We start from the raw sequence: 17093 nt of genomic DNA on the forward strand, positions 1-17093 counted from the left end.
AAGGTCTTGAAAAAGAAGTGGGCAAATCTGCCTCCCAAGTCTATGATCGTGCAGATGAAAGAATTTATCAAGAACCTGAAGACTCCAATTGCAATTGTCGGCATGGGTAAAAGCGGTGAAGCCGCCAAACGCCTGCTGACTTTGGCAGGTCATGCCCCCGAATCCATTCTGACTTTCGATGGAAAACTGGAATCGGCTCAGTTTCGTGACCCACAGGTCCTGATAAATCAAAAACCCGGCACTCTGGTCGTGTCTCCGGGTGTTCCCCTGGCTTCAGTTTGGATTCAAGACGCGAAAAAAAACGGAGTCCAAATCACCAGTGAACTGTCCCTGGCTTGTGCGACCCTGGAAACCGAAAAAATGATCGGCGTGACCGGATCTGTCGGGAAAAGCACCACGGTTTCCATTTTGGGTGCAGGCCTTGAGGCTTTTTCCAAAACCGGCTTTGTCGGTGGAAATCTGGGCACACCGTTTGCGGACTATGCCGCCGATGTGATTGAAGGCAAACGCCCGCGCGCCGACTGGGTGATTCTGGAGCTTTCCAGCTATCAACTGGAAAACTGCGAAGGTCTTTCCCTGGATTATTCCGCGATCACGTACCTTACATCCAATCACCTGGAGCGCTACGACAACCTTCAGCACTATTACGACACCAAATGGAAGATCCTGTCTTTGACCAAGGATGCTTTGCTGCTGAATCGTGAGGGTGGTGACCTGGTTGAATACTTCCACAAGAATGGTAAATCCGAACAGGTTAAGATCATCTCGCGCTCGGACAAGGCTTTGACTTCTTTGCAGCTTGAAAAAGCGCAACTGATCGGTCAGCACAATCAGGACAATCTGGCATTGGCCAGCGCCCTGGCACTTTCTGCAAAATGGCCGGCCTCGGCGATCGAAGGCATGAAGGCCTTTAAGGGCCTGGTGCACCGCCTGGAAAGTGTTGGCACCCATAAGGGCATTCGTTTTATCAACGACAGCAAAGCCACTGCGATGGACAGCGTGTTGATCGCCGCGGCTGCCGCCCACGACACTCTTTCAAAATCCGGAAAACTGTGGCTGCTGCTGGGTGGTCGCGATAAAAATCTTCCGTGGCAGGATCTAAAAGCACTGGGAAATCTGAAAGACATTGAATTTGTTTTCTTCGGCGAATGCCGTGAAGTGGCTCAGACCAAATCCACACTGACTGGAAAGTCCTTTTCACGCCTGGGTGAAGCCATGTGCGACACCTTGGGGAATGCAAAGTCCGGCGACACCGTGCTGTTAAGCCCGGGCGGCACCAGTCTTGATGAATTCAAGTCGTTTGAAGATCGCGGGAACTATTTCAAGAAATGTGTTTCGGAATTTACTCTCGGAAACTAAGCACGGACAGCGTGTTTGGATCCACCGGCAGAACGCGGGAATAGATCTTCTGCGTTCTTTCGCCCACCACCACAACTTCGTGAATGTCTTCAGGCACGTTGTAAAGAATGAAACCTCCGCCCGCAATGCCTTTGCCGTTTTGCAGGATTTTTCCCTGCATATCGAAGTACACAATCTGGCGTGGATTGAATGAATCATACGCTGCCAGATATACTTCAAAGTTTTCATCCGGAACAAAGCCCACAATCACACCTGCCGTCGGCAGATCATCAATCTTCAGATAACCTTTGATGGCGCTTAACCATGACCAGCGAACCACCGGCGCATGCACGTATTCGTCGTTGTCATTGTAAACATATCTCGCCGCCACATAGTCGGTGCCCTCAGGCTGAACGCGCATCAGACCGTAACGTTTCAGATTCGGCAACGTCACCGTGGTGGCACCCTGAACTTCAAATTCACTCTGCAGGCTTTGCATGGTCACGGTGGCCGGAACCACGTCACCCGCAAAGGCATCATACACCCGCAGCGGAACGGATTCGTTTTTCATGGTGGACTGAATATCCCCTTGAGCCACGGAACCTTCTTCGACCACCACGTTCTGATAACCCACAATGGCTTCGGCTCTTGTTGCCAGCAGGGAATGGAAGCCTGGCTCCGCATTCACAAAGGCAAACAGACCGTTGTCCCCGGTGGCTTTCAAACTTGGATCCGGAAGCATGAACTGATTAAAGTAAACCGGCACAAGGCTTTGATCTGACTCAACAACCACATCAATTCCGGAAAGCGTTTTGCCATCCAGACTGACTTTACCCCAGATGATGGTTGGCGCACCCTCAAAGGACATCTGTCTTTGCTGGCTTAAAATGTCCTGCAAAGCCTGAATCATCGAGGCTGGATATAAAGGCGTCTTGAATTCCTGACCTGAAACCACAATGGAAGCCGTCTGCATGTGTGAAGGCGCTGCCGCCCGCATCACGGTCGTGGATCCCTTGGTCACATTGTCCATCGCCACCGCACCGTCTTTTTTCGGAGCGACTTCTTTGGCACCTTTCACAAAGGTCACCAAAGTCTTCGCTGGAGCCGCATCATCCGGTTTTGGATTGTAAGCACTGGTGACAATACCGCCAAAGTCAGGATGTGGTTCGATGCGAATCTTCGGTCCTTGCAGCCGGTTTTGCGCAATCGAAGCCACACGGTTTAAGCGGAAGCTGCCTTCACCCAGGGTTTTACCCTCTTTATCCACCAGACGGGCAATGATGGATCCGGTCACGTCTTCAACATCTATATTATACTGACCCTGAACAAGATTGACCTTGCCCAGTTCTTTTAAGACACCTTCGTCACTGCGACGGATCTCAATATGATGTTCATTGGTGACCGCAAGACCCCCGGTGATTTCCAAAGGACCCGAGATCGTGCGTATGCCTGCAGGTCTTTGTTCTTCCGCCAGACCATAGGAAGGATTCATGCCGTCATCAGATGGCTGGTTGTTGCGATCCGGGATACGCACTTCAGCTTGAGGGATTTTGGTGCTGGCTTTGCCGGATGCATCCACGCCCGCCACGTACACACGCGGATTGGAAGATGCTGTTGCTTCAGTCAACACGCCTGATTTTTCCAAAACCTCTTTGGCCATGTCAGACCACGTTGGCTGGCTCCAGTCCTGACCAATAACTTCGCTGCGGCTTTGAGCGGCTTGCAGGCGCTTGGCCTGAGCCGGGGAAAGGTCATTCATCCATGCCGTCGGATCGGCATCCACCGTCGTTGTGGTTGGCGCTTCCGCGATAAATCTTTCCGGAGTTTTTTGAATCACCATTTCAGAAATCTCCACACGCTTCGCAAACAGCGGTGCGGTGGATTTTTCTGCGGCAAGATTCAATGGTTTTACTTTTTCAATTCTTGACCACTCTGCAAGTTGCCTCTCAGATTCAAGCAGCTCTTCAAAGGCGATATGTGGTGGAGAATTTTTCTGAGCTTTGATGGTGAGCGCTTCGTAAATAGGAATGAACTTCAAGCCACCCGTGGGGCTTGACCAGTATAAGCTTCCAGCTAATACCAGGAGCGGTAAAATGAACCGCTTCAGTCGCATTCCTTGCAACAGTCACCTCATTTGAAGAATAGTCATTTCTGACTAGCCTTAATCGTATTTAGAAGGAACGGAAGTCGTCAATCACGTTGCGACTGTCGCGACTTTGGTTAAGGGACTGGCGGATCTTTTCCGCGATGGGTGCGGCTTTGTCGTCGTCGCGGTCAAGCAGGTCGAAACCGCCGTCTTCATTACGACCTTCGACCAGAACCTGGACCTGAACATCGTAAGGGCGACGGTCGCCTAAAACAGTGACATGGGTGTAGAAACGTTCTCTGGCCATATCCATCTTGTCGATATTCTTGCCTTTTTTGTCGTAGTACTGAGACGTCATCTCGCGCCCGTTCTGGCTGATGGATTTGGGTTCACCAATCACAGCCACAATCGCGCGTCGGGTCTCACTCAAGTTCAGTGGGGTTTCACGCAAGATCACCCCACCAGTGCGACAACCAGCAAAAAAAAGCGTCGATGCAAAAAGGAATACCCAGACGAAGGTCTTCATCGTTATTTCTTCTGAGCCTTGTTCCAGTCATCCATGAACATCTTGATACCTTTGTCAGTTAACGGATGGTGAGTCATGGATTGCATGACTTTGAACGGAATAGTCGCGATGTCCGCGCCCATTTCAGCTGCAAGTTGGATATGCATCGGGCTTCTTACGCTGGCTACCAATACTTCAGTCTCGAAGTCATAGTTGCGGTACATTTGAATAACCTGATCAACCATCTGCATGCCTTCAACACCAATGTCGTCAAGACGACCCACGAACGGGGAAACCATCGTCGCGCCCGCTTTGGCGGCAAGCAATGCCTGCATCGGAGAAAACACCAGTGTGACGTTGGTCTTGATGCCTTCAGATTTCAATTTTTTTACAGCGATCATGCCGTCTTCACACATCGGGATTTTCACCACAACGTTGGAAGCCAGTTTCGCCAGCTCTTTACCTTCACGAACCATTTCTTCGTGCTGAAGGCTGATCACTTCGGCAGATACTGGACCCGTGATCTCTTTGCAGATCTCTTTGATCACAGTGTGGAAGTCCTTGCCGCTTTTTGCGATCAAAGAAGGATTTGTAGTAACACCGTCAACCCAACCACGAAGATTGGCTTGTCTGATTTCTTCAATTTCTGCTGTATCAATGAAAAACTTCATGGGAACTCCCGAGTCTGGAAACGTGATTTTTGGATACCCTCAATTTGTACGTTTTCCAGGATTAAAAATCAACCAGGCTTTTACCCTGAATATGGAACTCGGCCTGCTTGGCAGGAAGGGCGGAGCGCGCAATTTCGCTTAAGCTCTTTTGATAGATGGGATGCTCATATTGCCCCCAGGCCTCTGCGGCACAGCGAATAATAAGCGGATCCTGGTGCAGTTGCGGATAGGGAAGCGTCAAACGCGGTGACATCAGAATCATGTCATCGAAAGTCAAAAGGGTCAGTTCAGCATGGCTGCGCTGAAGCAAACCCGGCGCCCCTTCCGCGCAGCCGGAAAGAACCACGTGCAGACACTGATCCACAGACATCATGGTTTCAAAGCGGATCACAAATTCCATGCGGGCACTCAAATCCAGACGCTCCGGAGTCAGGTAACGTTTGTACACCGAAGAAATCGCCACAATGTCTCCACACTCTGACAATTTAGCCAAAAGTGCTTTGGCCTTCTCCGTGCCGCCGACCAGATCCAGCGTCAGATATATCAATGCCGAATGCCGCACAGGACTCATTTGTTTTTTCCGAAAAGAACATCGCGGATCTGATAAAGACCGGGCTTTTGTTTCACCAGCCACTCGGCCGCCTGGACAGAACCTTTTGCAAAGACCGTGCGGTTCAAAGCCGTGTGTTCAAAGGTCAGAACCTCTTCATCACTCATGGCAAAGATCTTGTGCACACCAAACACGCCGCCTCCGCGGATGGCCAAAGCTTCAGGAAGTTTCTTATCCACAGCTTTTTCCAGATTTTCCTGCAGGGTGATCGCAGTTCCGGAAGGTCTGTCTTTCTTGCGGTTGTGATGGATTTCCTCAATCTGGAAATCAAAGTGCGAAACCGCGGAAAAGGATTTCAGCGCTTCGTTCAGTACGGCCACACCCAGGCTCATGTTGGAAGACCACAAAACCGGGATTTTTTTGCTGTAGGTTTTAAGCAGCTCTTTTTCTTTTTTGGAAAAGCCCGTCGTTCCGCACACCACCGGTGTTTTGGTTTCGCTGGCTTTTTTCAAAACATCCTTCAAAGCTTCTGGTGAAGTGAAATCAATCCACACATCCACCTGATTGGCTTTCTTGGAATCCCATTTTTCCGCGCGCAGTGGAGCATACACCAGTTCGCAGCGGGGATTGGCTTTAATCACCCCGGCGATCTCTTGACCCATGCGACCGGCCGAACCCATCAGGCCGATTTTGATTTTCTTCACAGCACACCCACTTTTTTCATTTCGGCCTGAAGTTTTGCGGTGTTTTCAGAACCCAGCTCAACCAGTGGCAAACGCAGTTCTGCAGAATCCAAAATGCCCATCAACTGCAAAGCCTTTTTCACCGGGATCGGATTGGCTTCAACGAAAAGCAGATTGATCATGTCGTTGTATTTCGCGATATCCGCGCGGGCTTTTTCAAGGGCGCCTTCAGACACCCATTTTTTCCACTGAACCATTTGTGCGGGAATCACATGTGACGCCACCGAGATCACCCCGTGACCGCCAGCGCCCAGGAATTCCACATACGTGCCATCATCCCCGGACAGCATCACAAATTCACTGCCGCAGGCTTTGATGATTTCACTGGCCAGATCAATTTTGCCCGTGGCTTCTTTGATGCCGACCACGCCCGTGACCTTGGAAAGATCACGGATGGTGCCGCTTTCAAGGGATGTGATCGTGCGGCCCGGGACATTGTAAAGAATCGTTGGAATCTTCACCGAAGACGCCACGGCTTTAAAGTGTTCATAAAGTCCACGCTGTGGTGGTTTGTTGTAGTAAGGAACTACGACCAGGATGGCATCCGCACCCATTTCTTCAGCTTTGCGGGAATCTTCAATCGTTTGGGCCGTGTTGTTGGACCCGGTTCCCATGATCAGAACAACTTTGTCACCGCAAATATTGCGGATGTGCCTGAACAGCTCGGCTTTTTCAGAAGAAGTCAGCACCGGGCTTTCACCTGTCGTACCGTTCACGACAAAACCATCCACGCCGCCAGTCAGCTGTTGTTTTAAAAGCTTATCCAAAGAAGCGTAATCAATTCTTCCGTTTTTAAATGGCGTTACCAGTGCGGTGAACGTGCCTTTGAAATTTTTCATCCTACCACCTCAAGATTGTATTTAAAGTCCCCGACAAAAACCGCATCACCTTCCATCAGCGGGTGGGGATCACCACTGATGAACGTCACTTGCATTGATCCACCGGGCATTTGCACTTCCACGCTGGTATCTTTGCTTTCATTGCTGTGAACCAAAGCCGCCGCCACAGCGCCCGTGCCACAGGCCAGAGTGTAATCCTCGACCCCGCGCTCGAAAGTCACGGCTCTGATTTTCCCGGCTGTTTCCTCGGCAAAGAAAGTGACGTTGGCACCTGCGGGTTGCAGATCGTGATGGGATCTGGCTTCGCGGGCCATGTCTTTTAAAGCCACGGTGTCTGAAAACGCATGGATCTTTTGCACCAGATGCGGAACACCGGTGTTTACCAGGGCGAATTTTTCCGTCGAACTGGATTTGGTTTTAAGTTCAATCAACTCCTGGATGAAGCGCGCCTCCGGCATTTTTACGCGGATGCGGCTGTTACCCAGAATCTGCGCCACCACAAGGCCCGCGCCGGTTTTAAAGCGCAGGATGCCCGTGCCTTTGGCATCTAAAGTGTCATAGCAAAAACGGGCCGCACATCTGGCAGCATTGCCGCACATTTCCGCGGTGGAGCCGTCGTTGTTATAAAAATCCCAGTGAAAATCAAAACCTTCGCTGCCATCTTCAATCAGCAAGAAACCATCGGTGCTCAGACCCAGAACGCGGTCACACACCAGTTTGGCAAACTGCGGGCGAGTCATGCCCAGGGTTTTTTCCAGATCCGCCCACACCGATCCTTTGCGGGCATCAATCAGTGAAAATGTATTTCCCGCTCCGGACATCTTGGTGATGGAAAGCGGTAGCAGTCGGTTCATCGCTCCTCCGTCTCGGCGGCGGTGTCGTCATCCTGATTTTTTTTGATGGTTTTCTTTTTTGGATTCGGTGCTTGGTTGGCATCCTTGAAGGTCGGCTCACCACGGCCCAGCGGCGCCGGGTTCAGTGGTGGCAGGGGACGGCCCTTGACTCCGCACGCGGAGACAGCCAGGGCCAATACTGCAAACAGAAGGATTTTATTCAGTGGTTCCATTCATCCCCTTAAGCTCGCCTTCGACTTCCAAAACGCGGCGGCAAAGCATGGGGTCTATCATATACTGTCTGTACTGGTTCGCAGAAATGTTTTTGCAGGTCATCACGTATTTCTGAGCCTGCTCAGTGTTCATCCTTTTCTGAGAATGAGCCACTTTCCACTGCCAATAGAAGGATTCAGGATATTTTTCGTCCGCTTTCTTCAAAAGACCCAGGGTTTCCTGAGTTTTTAGCGGATTGTTAAGATCCAGAAACTTTTGAACCTCCAGGGCGTACCAGTATTTCTGCAGCGGAGACTTCTTCACAGCCACCGTGTCATAGACTTTCTGGTATTCCGGCCACTTGGTCTGACACGCCAAAGCCTGGGCCTGGGTCAGTTTCAGATCTTCATCAAAAGGCACCACCAGAAGCTGCTTTTTTACAGTTTCCAAGCCCGCCTTGCAGTCGCCCTTGGCGATCATAAGTCTCGCCATTTCAATCACGATCGGGAAATTGTCTGGCTCAATGCGCGCGGCTTCCGAAACTTTGTCCAAAGCCTGATTCACATCGGCCTTGCGCAAAGACACGCCGGTTTCATAAAGCTGCTGGGACTTGTCGCTGAAAAAGATGTTGGAAACTTCGCTGACGGTTTTTTTAAGTTCAGCCACCGCCTGGGGGCGGGTTTCTCTTTGAATCGCGCTGGAAAGAATATTGAGCGCCTGGGTGCGATCACGCTGCAGACTCAAATTGTAGGCTTTTTCGATAATATCTTTGTAGGTCTCAGACTTTGGAAGTTTGGTCTGAGAAAAAGCGGGCAGGGCAAAAAAGGAAAGAGCCGCTGTTAAGGCGGCTCTCATCACTGTCATTCTCATGAATTATTTCTTCTGGAATGATTTCAAAGCAACAGTCACTTGGCCGAATTGGCTTGGAGCAACTTGTTTCAACAAACCGGACATTGGAACCAACTGTGGATTGATCCATGCGTTGATTTCAGAGTTGTCTTCTTTGTTTTTAAGGCGAGCGTGGATGCAATCGAAAGTTCCAGCAGGAACTGTGATGCGCGCTTCTTTAACTTCGATAACTTCGATGTCTTGTTTAGGGATTTGTTGTTCTTTACCGTTCACCAGCAATTTTTTAGTTTCGCCAGTGTTTGGATCGATCAGCATTTCCATTTTTTGCTTACCAGCAAAACCAAGATCCATATCCTGATTCATCCAGATGCCATCAGCGCCGATAGAAGCTACAGACGTGATCATGGAACCTTTGATGAAGCCCATGTCGATGCTGTAGTCAGCTCTGTCGCCAACTTTCCAGTCCAAACCAGTTGTTTGAGCCTGTTCCAAAATACCAGGCATTTGAGCCTGAACTACTACTTCCGTGATAGATGGTGCTGCAACTGCATTAACAGAGAACGCCAAACCTAGGGCCGCAATAAAAGCCTTGAACATAAATTCCTCCTTGAATGGTTATATGGTCTCCTAATGAGACCACGACCAAGGGTGGTGCAGTCAAGGCTCTATTTATTGTTCTCTGTAACTACTCACAAGAACTTGACGCGGCTTGCTGCCATTAGCTGGACCCACAACACCTTCTTTTTCGAAGATCTCAATCATGCGGGCTGCACGCGGATAACCGAGTCTGAATTTGCGCTGAATTAAAGACGCAGAGATTTCTTTCTGCTCCGAAGCCCAAGACAGAATCTCGTCGTATCTTTCATCATACTCTTCTTCACCAAAGCCGCCGCCGTCGCCACCACCAGCTTCGCCGCCATCACCACCGGCAAATCCATCCAGCGCTTTCATCGCCAGTGGATCGTACTCAGGCTCTGCCTGCGATGCCCAGTGTTTCACGACATTGCCGATTTCGGCATCTGACAAATAAGGACCGTGGTGACGAGTTGGTTTCCCCACACCCGGAGCCTGGAACAGCATATCCCCATTCGGCAGCAGGCGTTCTGCGCCCGAGTCATCGATGATGATACGGGAATCCATCTTGGACGCCACTTTCAAGGCCACACGGCCCGGAATATTCGTTTTGATCAAACCAGTCACAACGTCTTTGCGCGGAGACTGTGTCGCCAGAATCAAATGGATTCCGCAGGCACGGGCTTTTTGCGTCAGACGCTGAATCGGCTCTTCGATGTTTTGTTTTTCAACGATCATCAAGTCGGCCAATTCATCCACCACGATCACGATGTAAGGCAGCGGCTGATAATAGTACTGATCAAGCTTCGCTTTGCCTTCTTCCAGATCCTGATTGATCTTTTCATGCTCTTCCACGTCGGCCTTGGAAAGATTGCCGGTCTTTTCGTTGAAGGCTTCAATCTTGCCCACCCCGAACTTGGACAACGACTTATAACGTTTTTCCATTTCGCGCACGGCCCACTTCAGTGCCGTCGCAGCCTTCTTCGGCTCGGTCACGTGTGGAAGCACCAGATGCGGAACTGTCGAGAACGGTGCCAAGTCGACCATCTTCGGGTCAATCAATACCAAGCGCAGCGTTTTCGGTGAATGTCTGAACAACAAACCTGTGATGATCGACCCCACGAACACGGACTTACCAGAACCCGTCGTACCCGCGATCAGCAAGTGCGGCATCTTTCTAAGATCCACAACTTTCGGTTCACCATCCACCGCACGGCCCACGGCCATCGGCAATGCCAGGTCTTCACTCCAGAAGGTGTCTTCGGCGATCAGGTCTTTGTAATAAACCGTTTCACGCTTCAGGTTCGCCGTTTCAATACCCACAACATCCGTACCCGGGATGTGACCCACCACACGCACGGATTCAGAGGACAGTGCCAAAGACAGGTCGTCTTCAAGTTCCGAGATTTTTGAAATCTTCACATCGGCATTGGGTTTAAATTCATACATCGTGACCAGCGGGCCGGGCTTTGCGTCCTGGATGCTGCCTTCGATAGAGAAGTTTTTAAGTTTCTCAACCAGTGAATCGGCTTTGCGCTGAATCTCGGCCTTGTCGATCTTGATACGGGATGCTGGAGGATCTTCCAGCAACGCCAGTTTCGGCATGTCCCAGTTTTCAATACGACGCGGAGGTTTGGCCTTCATCACGACTTTGCGTTTTTGCGCCAGACGAACTGCCGGAACTTCTTCTTCTTCGTCGGATTCTTCCTCGTCTTCTTCGACGTCCTCTTCAGCCTCTTCTTCGGCAGCGGCCAGCAGCTCTTCCAGCTCCTCGTCCTCTTCCTCTTCTTCAGATGCTTTTTCTACGAATTTTTTATCGGAAAGAGGGAAGATCGCCGCTTTGGCTTTTTCCTCTTTCTTGGATTTCCTGGTTTTTTCTTCCTTCACGAACATGCCGGAAAAGAACGCCGCAATTTTGTCGGTGAACTTTTTCTTTTTCATGTCAGCGAAAAGACCTTGAGGAATCTCTGCCAGTTCCTGCAGTGTGCGTTCAGAATAGAACACCACCAGTACGGCCATCAAAGACCACAAAATAACCTGCACACCCACGGAGTTAAACGCCTGCATCAGCGCCTGGGACACGCCCAAACCCAACAGGCCCCCCAGATAGATCTGCCCCTGGAAGATCTTGGTGTTGGGCAAATACAGACTGAACAAAGCCGCCACATTCACGATCAGCAGCAAAGCCCAGACAAAACGAATGTTTTTAAGGTTCAGGGATTCACCCTTAAAGCTTGCATAGGCGATTTTGGCAAAACACGCCACCACCACCCAGGCCGCAAGGCCCATCGCCTGATAAAGCATATCCGCCAGGAAGCTTCCGACAATTCCGCAGTAATTTGTGGATCTTAGGCCCTGTCCCATTGAATTCAGGGAAGGGTCCATAGGGTTATAGCTAACCAGGGCCAGGGCGAGGAAAAGCCCCAAGCCTAAAAAGCCTATTGAAATGACGTCCTGTCGAAACTTTTTAAGGAATTGGTTCATTTAAAAAATTTACGAAATTCCCAGCAGTTAGTCATGCTCGCAGGGGCCTTCCTTGACTTAAGCCCCGGTATGCCCGACAAAGAGCCAGTCAAATGCTTAAAATAAATGAGATTTTCTATAGTATTCAAGGTGAAACGACCTATGTGGGCTGCCCCACGGTGTTCGTGCGCCTGACCGCCTGCAACCTGCGCTGCACTTACTGCGACACCAAGTATTCGTACTATGAAGGTGAGATGCAGACCCTGGAAGCCATCATCGCCGAAATCGATTCTCATAAGGCACCTAATGTTTGCATCACCGGTGGTGAACCACTGTTGCAAAAAGAAGTTCACACTTTGATGAAAACTTTGTGCGACAAAGGCTACTTGGTTTCTTTGGAAACAAGTGGATCAAAAAGTGTTGAACTGGTGGATCCTCGCGTAAAAATTATTTTGGATGTGAAAACTCCTGACAGCGGTGCTGCAGATTCATTTGTGATGGCCAACATCGGCTTTTCCACTGCCAGCACGGAATACAAGTTCGTCATCTGTTCAGAAGAAGATTTCGAATGGTCTGAGGATTTCTGCCGTCAACATAATTTATTTGAAAAATTTGTGGTTTTATACAGCCCATCATACGGCCAAGTGTCTGAACGCTGGTTGGCAGAAAAAATTTTGCAGAAAAATTCATCAGCAAGGTTGCAATTACAGCTCCATAAGTATATTTGGAATCCCGAAACACGCGGAGTATAGTCTCTAACTATTCAGTCTGAAATTTTGGGAGTTCCATGACGCCGAACCTAAACAGTTCCGATAATCTTTTTGTCGCTAACCTTCAATCTGTAAGCTTGGAGAAACTAGTTAAAAGCAAACTAGAAGTTCTTTTTGCCCAGCAAAAAGAAGCACAAGTTGAGTTGAACGGTTTGTACAATGTGGTTCTGGAACAAGTGGAAAAACCTCTTCTTGAGCTTGCTTTGCGTGCCTATAACGGCAATCAGGTGAAAACCGCGCAAATGCTTGGCATCAATCGCAACACTCTTAAGAAGAAAATTGACAACTATAAGATTCGTGTAAAGAAAATGAACTAGTATCGTTCAAGTCTTGCATCAGCGGGCCACCTAGAACCACCACCACGCACGAGGCCCGCAAATTTTGAGTTCTATTAATTTTCGCCACTCTAGAGGGGTTCAATGAGTACGCGAATTCCACCACAAAATCTTGATGCCGAACAGTCCATCCTGGGCGGTTTGATGCTGGATCGCGAAGCTCTCGATCAGGTCGGTGACGTCCTGATGGCCGATGACTTCTACAAGCCTGGTCACCAGAAAATCTACGAAGCCATCAAAGATTTGCACGCCAAGGGCCAGCCCATCGATATCATCACTGTGACCAACGTTCTGCAGTCCCAGGGACACATGGATGTTGCCGGCGGTCCTGAATATCTGATCAGCCTTCTGGATAAAACAATTTCTTCTGCGAATATTTCCACTCACGCGAAAATCGTGAAAGACAAGGCGACTTTGCGCCGTCTTATTTCAATCAACTCTTCGTTGATTGAAAAAGCGTATGATCAGGATTTCATCGACGTTGAATCCTTCGTCGATCAGGCGGAATCCGAGATCTTCAAAATTGGTGATACCAAAGCCAAAACGGGCCTGGTGGGCTCTATGGAGATCGTTAAAGCTTCCATCCAGAAAATCGAAGAGCTTTACAAAAATAAGGCGGAGATCACGGGTCTTGCCACCGGTTTCAAAAAACTGGATGAAATGACTGCGGGTCTGCACGCGGGTGAGATGACGATTATCGCCGCTCGTCCGTCGATGGGTAAAACCGCGTTCTCTCTGAATATCGCCCAGCACGTGGCGCTTCGTCTGAAAAAGACTGTTGCTTACTTCTCCCTGGAGATGGGTAAAGAGTCCATGATGATGCGTATGTTGTCTGCTGAATCCAAAGTCAGCATGAGCGAAATCCGTAACGGCCGCATCCAGGATTCTGCATGGCCGAAACTTATCAACGCCGCCAGCGCGCTTTCTGAAGCTTCCATTTTTATCGACGATACACCGGGTGTTTCTCCGTTTGAGATTCGTTCCCGTGCCCGTCGTCTGAAAGCCGAACACGGTCTTGATCTGATCATGATCGACTACTTGCAGTTGATGAGCATGAAACAGAAAATGTCCTCGCGTGAGCAAGAGGTTGCGGAAATCTCCAAATCCCTGAAAGCCATCGCCAAGGAATTGCAGATTCCGGTGATCGCACTAGCCCAGCTGAATCGTGGGGTTGAGGGACGTACCGAGAAGAAACCTATGCTTTCTGACCTGCGGGAATCCGGATCCATCGAGCAGGATGCCGACGTTATCATGATGCTTTATCGTGATGACTACTACGACAAAGAAAATCCGGACAAACAAGGTCACGCCGAAGTGATCGTGGGTAAGCAGCGTAACGGTGCCACCGGCCCTGTGAAAATGCGCTTCGATGCCCAGTACAATAGATTCCGTGATGCAGATCCGGAAGGCAGCCCGGTGAGTCCACTGCCTCCACCACAGGCGCCCCCACCAATGCCGGGCGGCAGACCTAAAAACTTTGCACCGGGTTCAACGGTCTAACATAATGGGGTCCTATGGGGCCCCTTTTTCATTTCTTCAAACGAAAACACAAACAAGAGTTCAAACCGGTCGTTTTAGTCACTGGATGTTCCTCCGGGATCGGTCTTGCAGTTGCGCATCTTTTGCGCCGGCATCCTGAATACCGCCTGGTGCTGACAGCGCGGGAAAAAAGCCTGGATAGACTTCGCGATGAATTTCTGGAAGATGAACGCCTGTTGATTCGTCCCTTGGATGTGACTTCTGAAACCGATCGTTCACTGCTGGTGAATGAGGTCAGCAAAATCTGGGGCGGCATCGATATTCTGATCAACAACGCCGGCATTTCTTATCGTGCCGTGGTTGAACACATGACCGAAAAAGATGAAGAGCTGCAAATGGCCACCAACTATTTCGGGCCGATGGGATTGATCCGTCTGTGCCTTCCGCACATGCGTGAAACGGGCAGGGGAAAGATCATCAACGTGTCTTCCGTCAGCGGGATGCTGGCGATGCCGACGATGTCTTCGTATTCGGCTTCGAAGTTCGCGCTGGAAGGCGCTTCGGAAGCCTTGTGGTATGAGATGCGCCCCTTTGGGGTGACGATCTCTCTGGTGCAACCAGGCTTCATCCACAGCCCTTCCCACAAGAACGTCTATCACACCCAGAACTCGGATCCGGCCCGCAACTGGAATGGACCGTATTGTGATTTCTATAAGAACATGACCCCGTTTGTGGAAAACATGATGAACATGTCGCTGACCACTCCGGAAAAAGTCGCCAAACAGATTCTGCACACCATGAAAACCGAAAACCCGCCACTGTGGATTCCGGCGACCCTGGATGCGACGGTATTTTATTATATCCGCCGACTGCTGCCACGCCGGGTGCTGTTGCCGTTCCTGTACTGGTGCCTGCCGGGGGCGCGGCATTGGGCTAAAGAGCACACGCACAGGCGCTCTTAGGCGGCCAACTGGACCTTGGACTTGTTTGGGGGTTTGGGGTTGAGTTCCCGTTAACCTCTTGATGGACTGAAGTCGTCTTCAATATAGAGACCTTTGAAAAGCATGGAGGCTGATCATGGGAAATAATCTAGCGAAGACAGTGGTTGCGGCAACTGGACTGCCACAGGACCCTGTCGAAAGAGAATTCAACAGTTTGCTGGAAAAGCACGGGAAGAATCCCGACAGCCTGACGCTGGAAGAACTGCGCGAGGTGATGGCGGAATACCTGCAGATGGTCTTCCTGGAAATGCATGTCGAGGACGGCGCCGAGAGCGCTTAATCAATTCAACCCCTTAAAACGAAAAAAGCCACACTATCTCAGTGTGGCTTTTTGTTTTTAAACCCGGTGGGGAATTACTTCGCCGCTACCGCTGTTTGTTTCGCTCTTTTTTGCAAAGTCTTCATCGCACCGTTGATGAAATCCGCTTGAGATTTCACTTTCGTGTAAACGCTGACCAGAGAGCAGTCATCTTTACCGTCTTTACCGGCACCACGGCTGGTGATACCCCAAACGTACTGCTGACCTTTTACTTCCAGGAACGCCGGACCACCGGAGTCACCGTGGCAAGCACCTTTACCCTGGGACTGATCCAAAAGGATTTCAGTTTTACCGAAGGATTCAACGATCTCAACATCCACTTTGCGAAGACGATCGTCAGATTTTGTGTTCACGCCATCTGTTTCGATCAGACCGTAACCCGCCAAAGTCACTTTCGTGCCTGCAACCAGCAGGGATTCATCAGACAGGAACTTCGCCACTTTGTAGCCCGGAGCCATGTTGCCCGCGAACTTCAAAACCGCCACGTCGTTGGCGTCTTCACCTTGCTCGCCCATTTTGCCGTAGTCTTCATGAACAACTGCATCCGTCACCAGGCGAACATCTGTTCTTTCCATTTTATTGATGTCAGTGTTGAAAATAATATAGATAGCGACTTCTTTGTATTCTTCGCCCACAACCGGAACGCAGTGACCTGCCGTCAGAACCATGTTGTTTTTAAGCAGGGAACCCGTGCAGATGAAAGAACCTTCCTGGCCATCCTGAGTTTGTACAGAAGCGATAATAGCCACTGTGGTCTTTGCGATGGAATCAGAAGTCTCTACCGGCTCGCCGCCGATAATGCTTGTGCCTTGAGTGTTTACCGCGTTTTGAGAAGCCGGTGAACACGCCACCAAACCTGCCAGAACCGTCGTCGTCAGAACCAATACTTTAGATACGTTGATTAGTTTCATGTCGCCCCCTACCTTCCCCAAAAGGTGAGGCCGTTAAACACCCAAAATGGCACCGGTGCAATACAATTTTTCAAATGTGGTCCATAAAAAAGTCTTATGGATAAAAAGAAAAGGGACCCTACAAGGGTCCCTTTAAAGAAACATTCAGCTTTCAGAAGACTGTAATGCGGCTTACGCGCGCTCAACAGCGATCTGGATCTTTGCTTCCATGCCTTCAGAATAACGAACAACCGCTTTGTGCTGACCCAATACTTTGATTGGCTCTTCCAAGTGGATGTCACGACGGTCAACAGAGTGACCCATTTTCTGAAGTTCTTTAGAGATGTCTGTAGTTGTTACAGTACCGAACAATTTGTCAGTGTCACCCGCAGCCAATTTGAATGTAACTGTAGTGCCGTTGATTTTGTTCAGGATCTCTTGTCTTTCAGCCAAAGCTTTTTTCTTTTTCGCTTCAGCAACACGTTGCAAGTGCTCGTACTCTTTTACGCGTTTTTCAGTAGCTTCAGCAGCCAGTTTGCGTGGGAACAGGAAGTTTCTCGCGAAACCTTCAGAAACGTTCACCAACTCACCAACACGACCTACATCTTTAACGTCTTTTTGAAGAATAACTTTCAT

At 49.8% G+C, this 17093-nt stretch carries 19 protein-coding genes; 6 read left to right on the forward strand and 13 right to left on the reverse strand.

Translation table 11 applies throughout. The features are described 5' to 3' along the window. Positions 1–6: 6 nt before the first annotated feature. Positions 7–1359, forward strand: coding sequence for a UDP-N-acetylmuramoyl-L-alanine--D-glutamate ligase (gene murD, locus AC04MQ_RS03005; RefSeq protein ID WP_475391020.1), 1353 nt, complete (start codon positions 7–9; stop codon positions 1357–1359). Here murD and AC04MQ_RS03010 read toward each other — a convergent pair. The 11 genes from AC04MQ_RS03010 to AC04MQ_RS03060 form a co-directional block, all read right to left on the reverse strand. Next, positions 1343–3376: a hypothetical protein gene (locus AC04MQ_RS03010; RefSeq protein ID WP_475391022.1), complete on the reverse strand. Its 2034-nt coding sequence runs from the start codon at positions 3374–3376 to the stop codon at positions 1343–1345. The genes murD and AC04MQ_RS03010 overlap by 17 nt on opposite strands. A gap of 133 nt (positions 3377–3509) precedes the next feature. Next, a complete protein-coding gene (locus tag AC04MQ_RS03015; RefSeq protein ID WP_475391024.1) occupies positions 3510–3950 on the reverse strand; it encodes a hypothetical protein in 441 nt (146 codons plus the stop codon). A 2-nt stretch (positions 3951–3952) separates the two neighbouring features. Further along, on the reverse strand, positions 3953–4600 hold the full coding sequence (gene fsa / locus AC04MQ_RS03020; protein ID WP_011162672.1) for a fructose-6-phosphate aldolase: 648 nt from the start codon (positions 4598–4600) through the stop codon (positions 3953–3955). A gap of 61 nt (positions 4601–4661) precedes the next feature. After that, positions 4662–5171, reverse strand: a complete 510-nt coding sequence (locus AC04MQ_RS03025) for a hypothetical protein (protein ID WP_015089254.1) — start codon at positions 5169–5171, stop codon at positions 4662–4664. Then, positions 5168–5854 (reverse strand): 4-hydroxy-tetrahydrodipicolinate reductase, encoded by a 687-nt coding sequence (locus AC04MQ_RS03030; protein ID WP_475391026.1) that lies wholly within the window; start codon positions 5852–5854, stop codon positions 5168–5170. The genes AC04MQ_RS03025 and AC04MQ_RS03030 overlap by 4 nt, the downstream gene beginning before the upstream one ends. Continuing rightward, positions 5851–6732 carry a 4-hydroxy-tetrahydrodipicolinate synthase gene (gene dapA / locus AC04MQ_RS03035; RefSeq protein ID WP_475391028.1) on the reverse strand — a complete coding sequence of 294 codons (882 nt, stop codon included), beginning with the start codon at positions 6730–6732 and terminating at the stop codon, positions 5851–5853. Before dapA ends, AC04MQ_RS03030 begins: the two co-directional genes overlap by 4 nt. Continuing rightward, positions 6729–7586 carry a diaminopimelate epimerase gene (dapF, locus tag AC04MQ_RS03040; protein WP_015089251.1) on the reverse strand — a complete coding sequence of 286 codons (858 nt, stop codon included), beginning with the start codon at positions 7584–7586 and terminating at the stop codon, positions 6729–6731. The genes dapA and dapF overlap by 4 nt, the downstream gene beginning before the upstream one ends. Then, the gene (locus AC04MQ_RS03045) at positions 7583–7798 is read right to left on the reverse strand and encodes a lipoprotein (protein WP_015089250.1); all 216 of its coding nucleotides are present in this window, start codon (positions 7796–7798) and stop codon (positions 7583–7585) included. The genes dapF and AC04MQ_RS03045 overlap by 4 nt, the downstream gene beginning before the upstream one ends. Continuing rightward, positions 7782–8633 (reverse strand): tetratricopeptide repeat protein, encoded by an 852-nt coding sequence (locus AC04MQ_RS03050; RefSeq protein WP_475391030.1) that lies wholly within the window; start codon positions 8631–8633, stop codon positions 7782–7784. Before AC04MQ_RS03050 ends, AC04MQ_RS03045 begins: the two co-directional genes overlap by 17 nt. Positions 8634–8651: 18 nt before the next feature. Continuing rightward, positions 8652–9224 (reverse strand): hypothetical protein, encoded by a 573-nt coding sequence (locus AC04MQ_RS03055; RefSeq protein WP_475391032.1) that lies wholly within the window; start codon positions 9222–9224, stop codon positions 8652–8654. A gap of 72 nt (positions 9225–9296) precedes the next feature. Continuing rightward, positions 9297–11684 (reverse strand): DNA translocase FtsK, encoded by a 2388-nt coding sequence (locus AC04MQ_RS03060; protein WP_475391034.1) that lies wholly within the window; start codon positions 11682–11684, stop codon positions 9297–9299. Between the two features lie 92 nt (positions 11685–11776). On the opposite strand from AC04MQ_RS03060, the gene AC04MQ_RS03065 reads away from it, so the two are divergent. The 5 genes from AC04MQ_RS03065 (at position 11777) to AC04MQ_RS03085 (ending at position 15528) form a co-directional block, all read left to right on the forward strand. Continuing rightward, positions 11777–12415, forward strand: coding sequence for a radical SAM protein (locus tag AC04MQ_RS03065; RefSeq protein WP_015089246.1), 639 nt, complete (start codon positions 11777–11779; stop codon positions 12413–12415). Positions 12416–12510: 95 nt separating this feature from the next. Then, positions 12511–12750 carry a helix-turn-helix domain-containing protein gene (locus AC04MQ_RS03070; protein ID WP_015089245.1) on the forward strand — a complete coding sequence of 80 codons (240 nt, stop codon included), beginning with the start codon at positions 12511–12513 and terminating at the stop codon, positions 12748–12750. Positions 12751–12852: 102 nt separating this feature from the next. Continuing rightward, the gene (gene dnaB, locus AC04MQ_RS03075; protein WP_015089244.1) at positions 12853–14268 is read left to right on the forward strand and encodes a replicative DNA helicase; all 1416 of its coding nucleotides are present in this window, start codon (positions 12853–12855) and stop codon (positions 14266–14268) included. 14 nt (positions 14269–14282) lie between these two features. Then, entirely contained in the window at positions 14283–15209 is a 927-nt protein-coding gene (locus tag AC04MQ_RS03080) for an SDR family oxidoreductase (RefSeq protein ID WP_015089243.1), read from the forward strand. Between the two features lie 115 nt (positions 15210–15324). Then, positions 15325–15528, forward strand: a complete 204-nt coding sequence (locus AC04MQ_RS03085) for a hypothetical protein (protein ID WP_011162659.1) — start codon at positions 15325–15327, stop codon at positions 15526–15528. Positions 15529–15602: 74 nt separating this feature from the next. Here the strand turns inward: AC04MQ_RS03085 and AC04MQ_RS03090 are convergent, their stop codons facing one another. Together AC04MQ_RS03090 and rplI are read right to left on the reverse strand one after the other, a co-directional pair. Further along, positions 15603–16478: a S1 family peptidase gene (locus AC04MQ_RS03090; RefSeq protein ID WP_475391038.1), complete on the reverse strand. Its 876-nt coding sequence runs from the start codon at positions 16476–16478 to the stop codon at positions 15603–15605. Between the two features lie 171 nt (positions 16479–16649). Continuing rightward, positions 16650–17093 (reverse strand): 50S ribosomal protein L9, encoded by a 444-nt coding sequence (rplI, locus tag AC04MQ_RS03095; protein WP_015089240.1) that lies wholly within the window; start codon positions 17091–17093, stop codon positions 16650–16652.

It is taken from the genome of Bdellovibrio sp. MYbb2 (assembly GCF_056175685.1).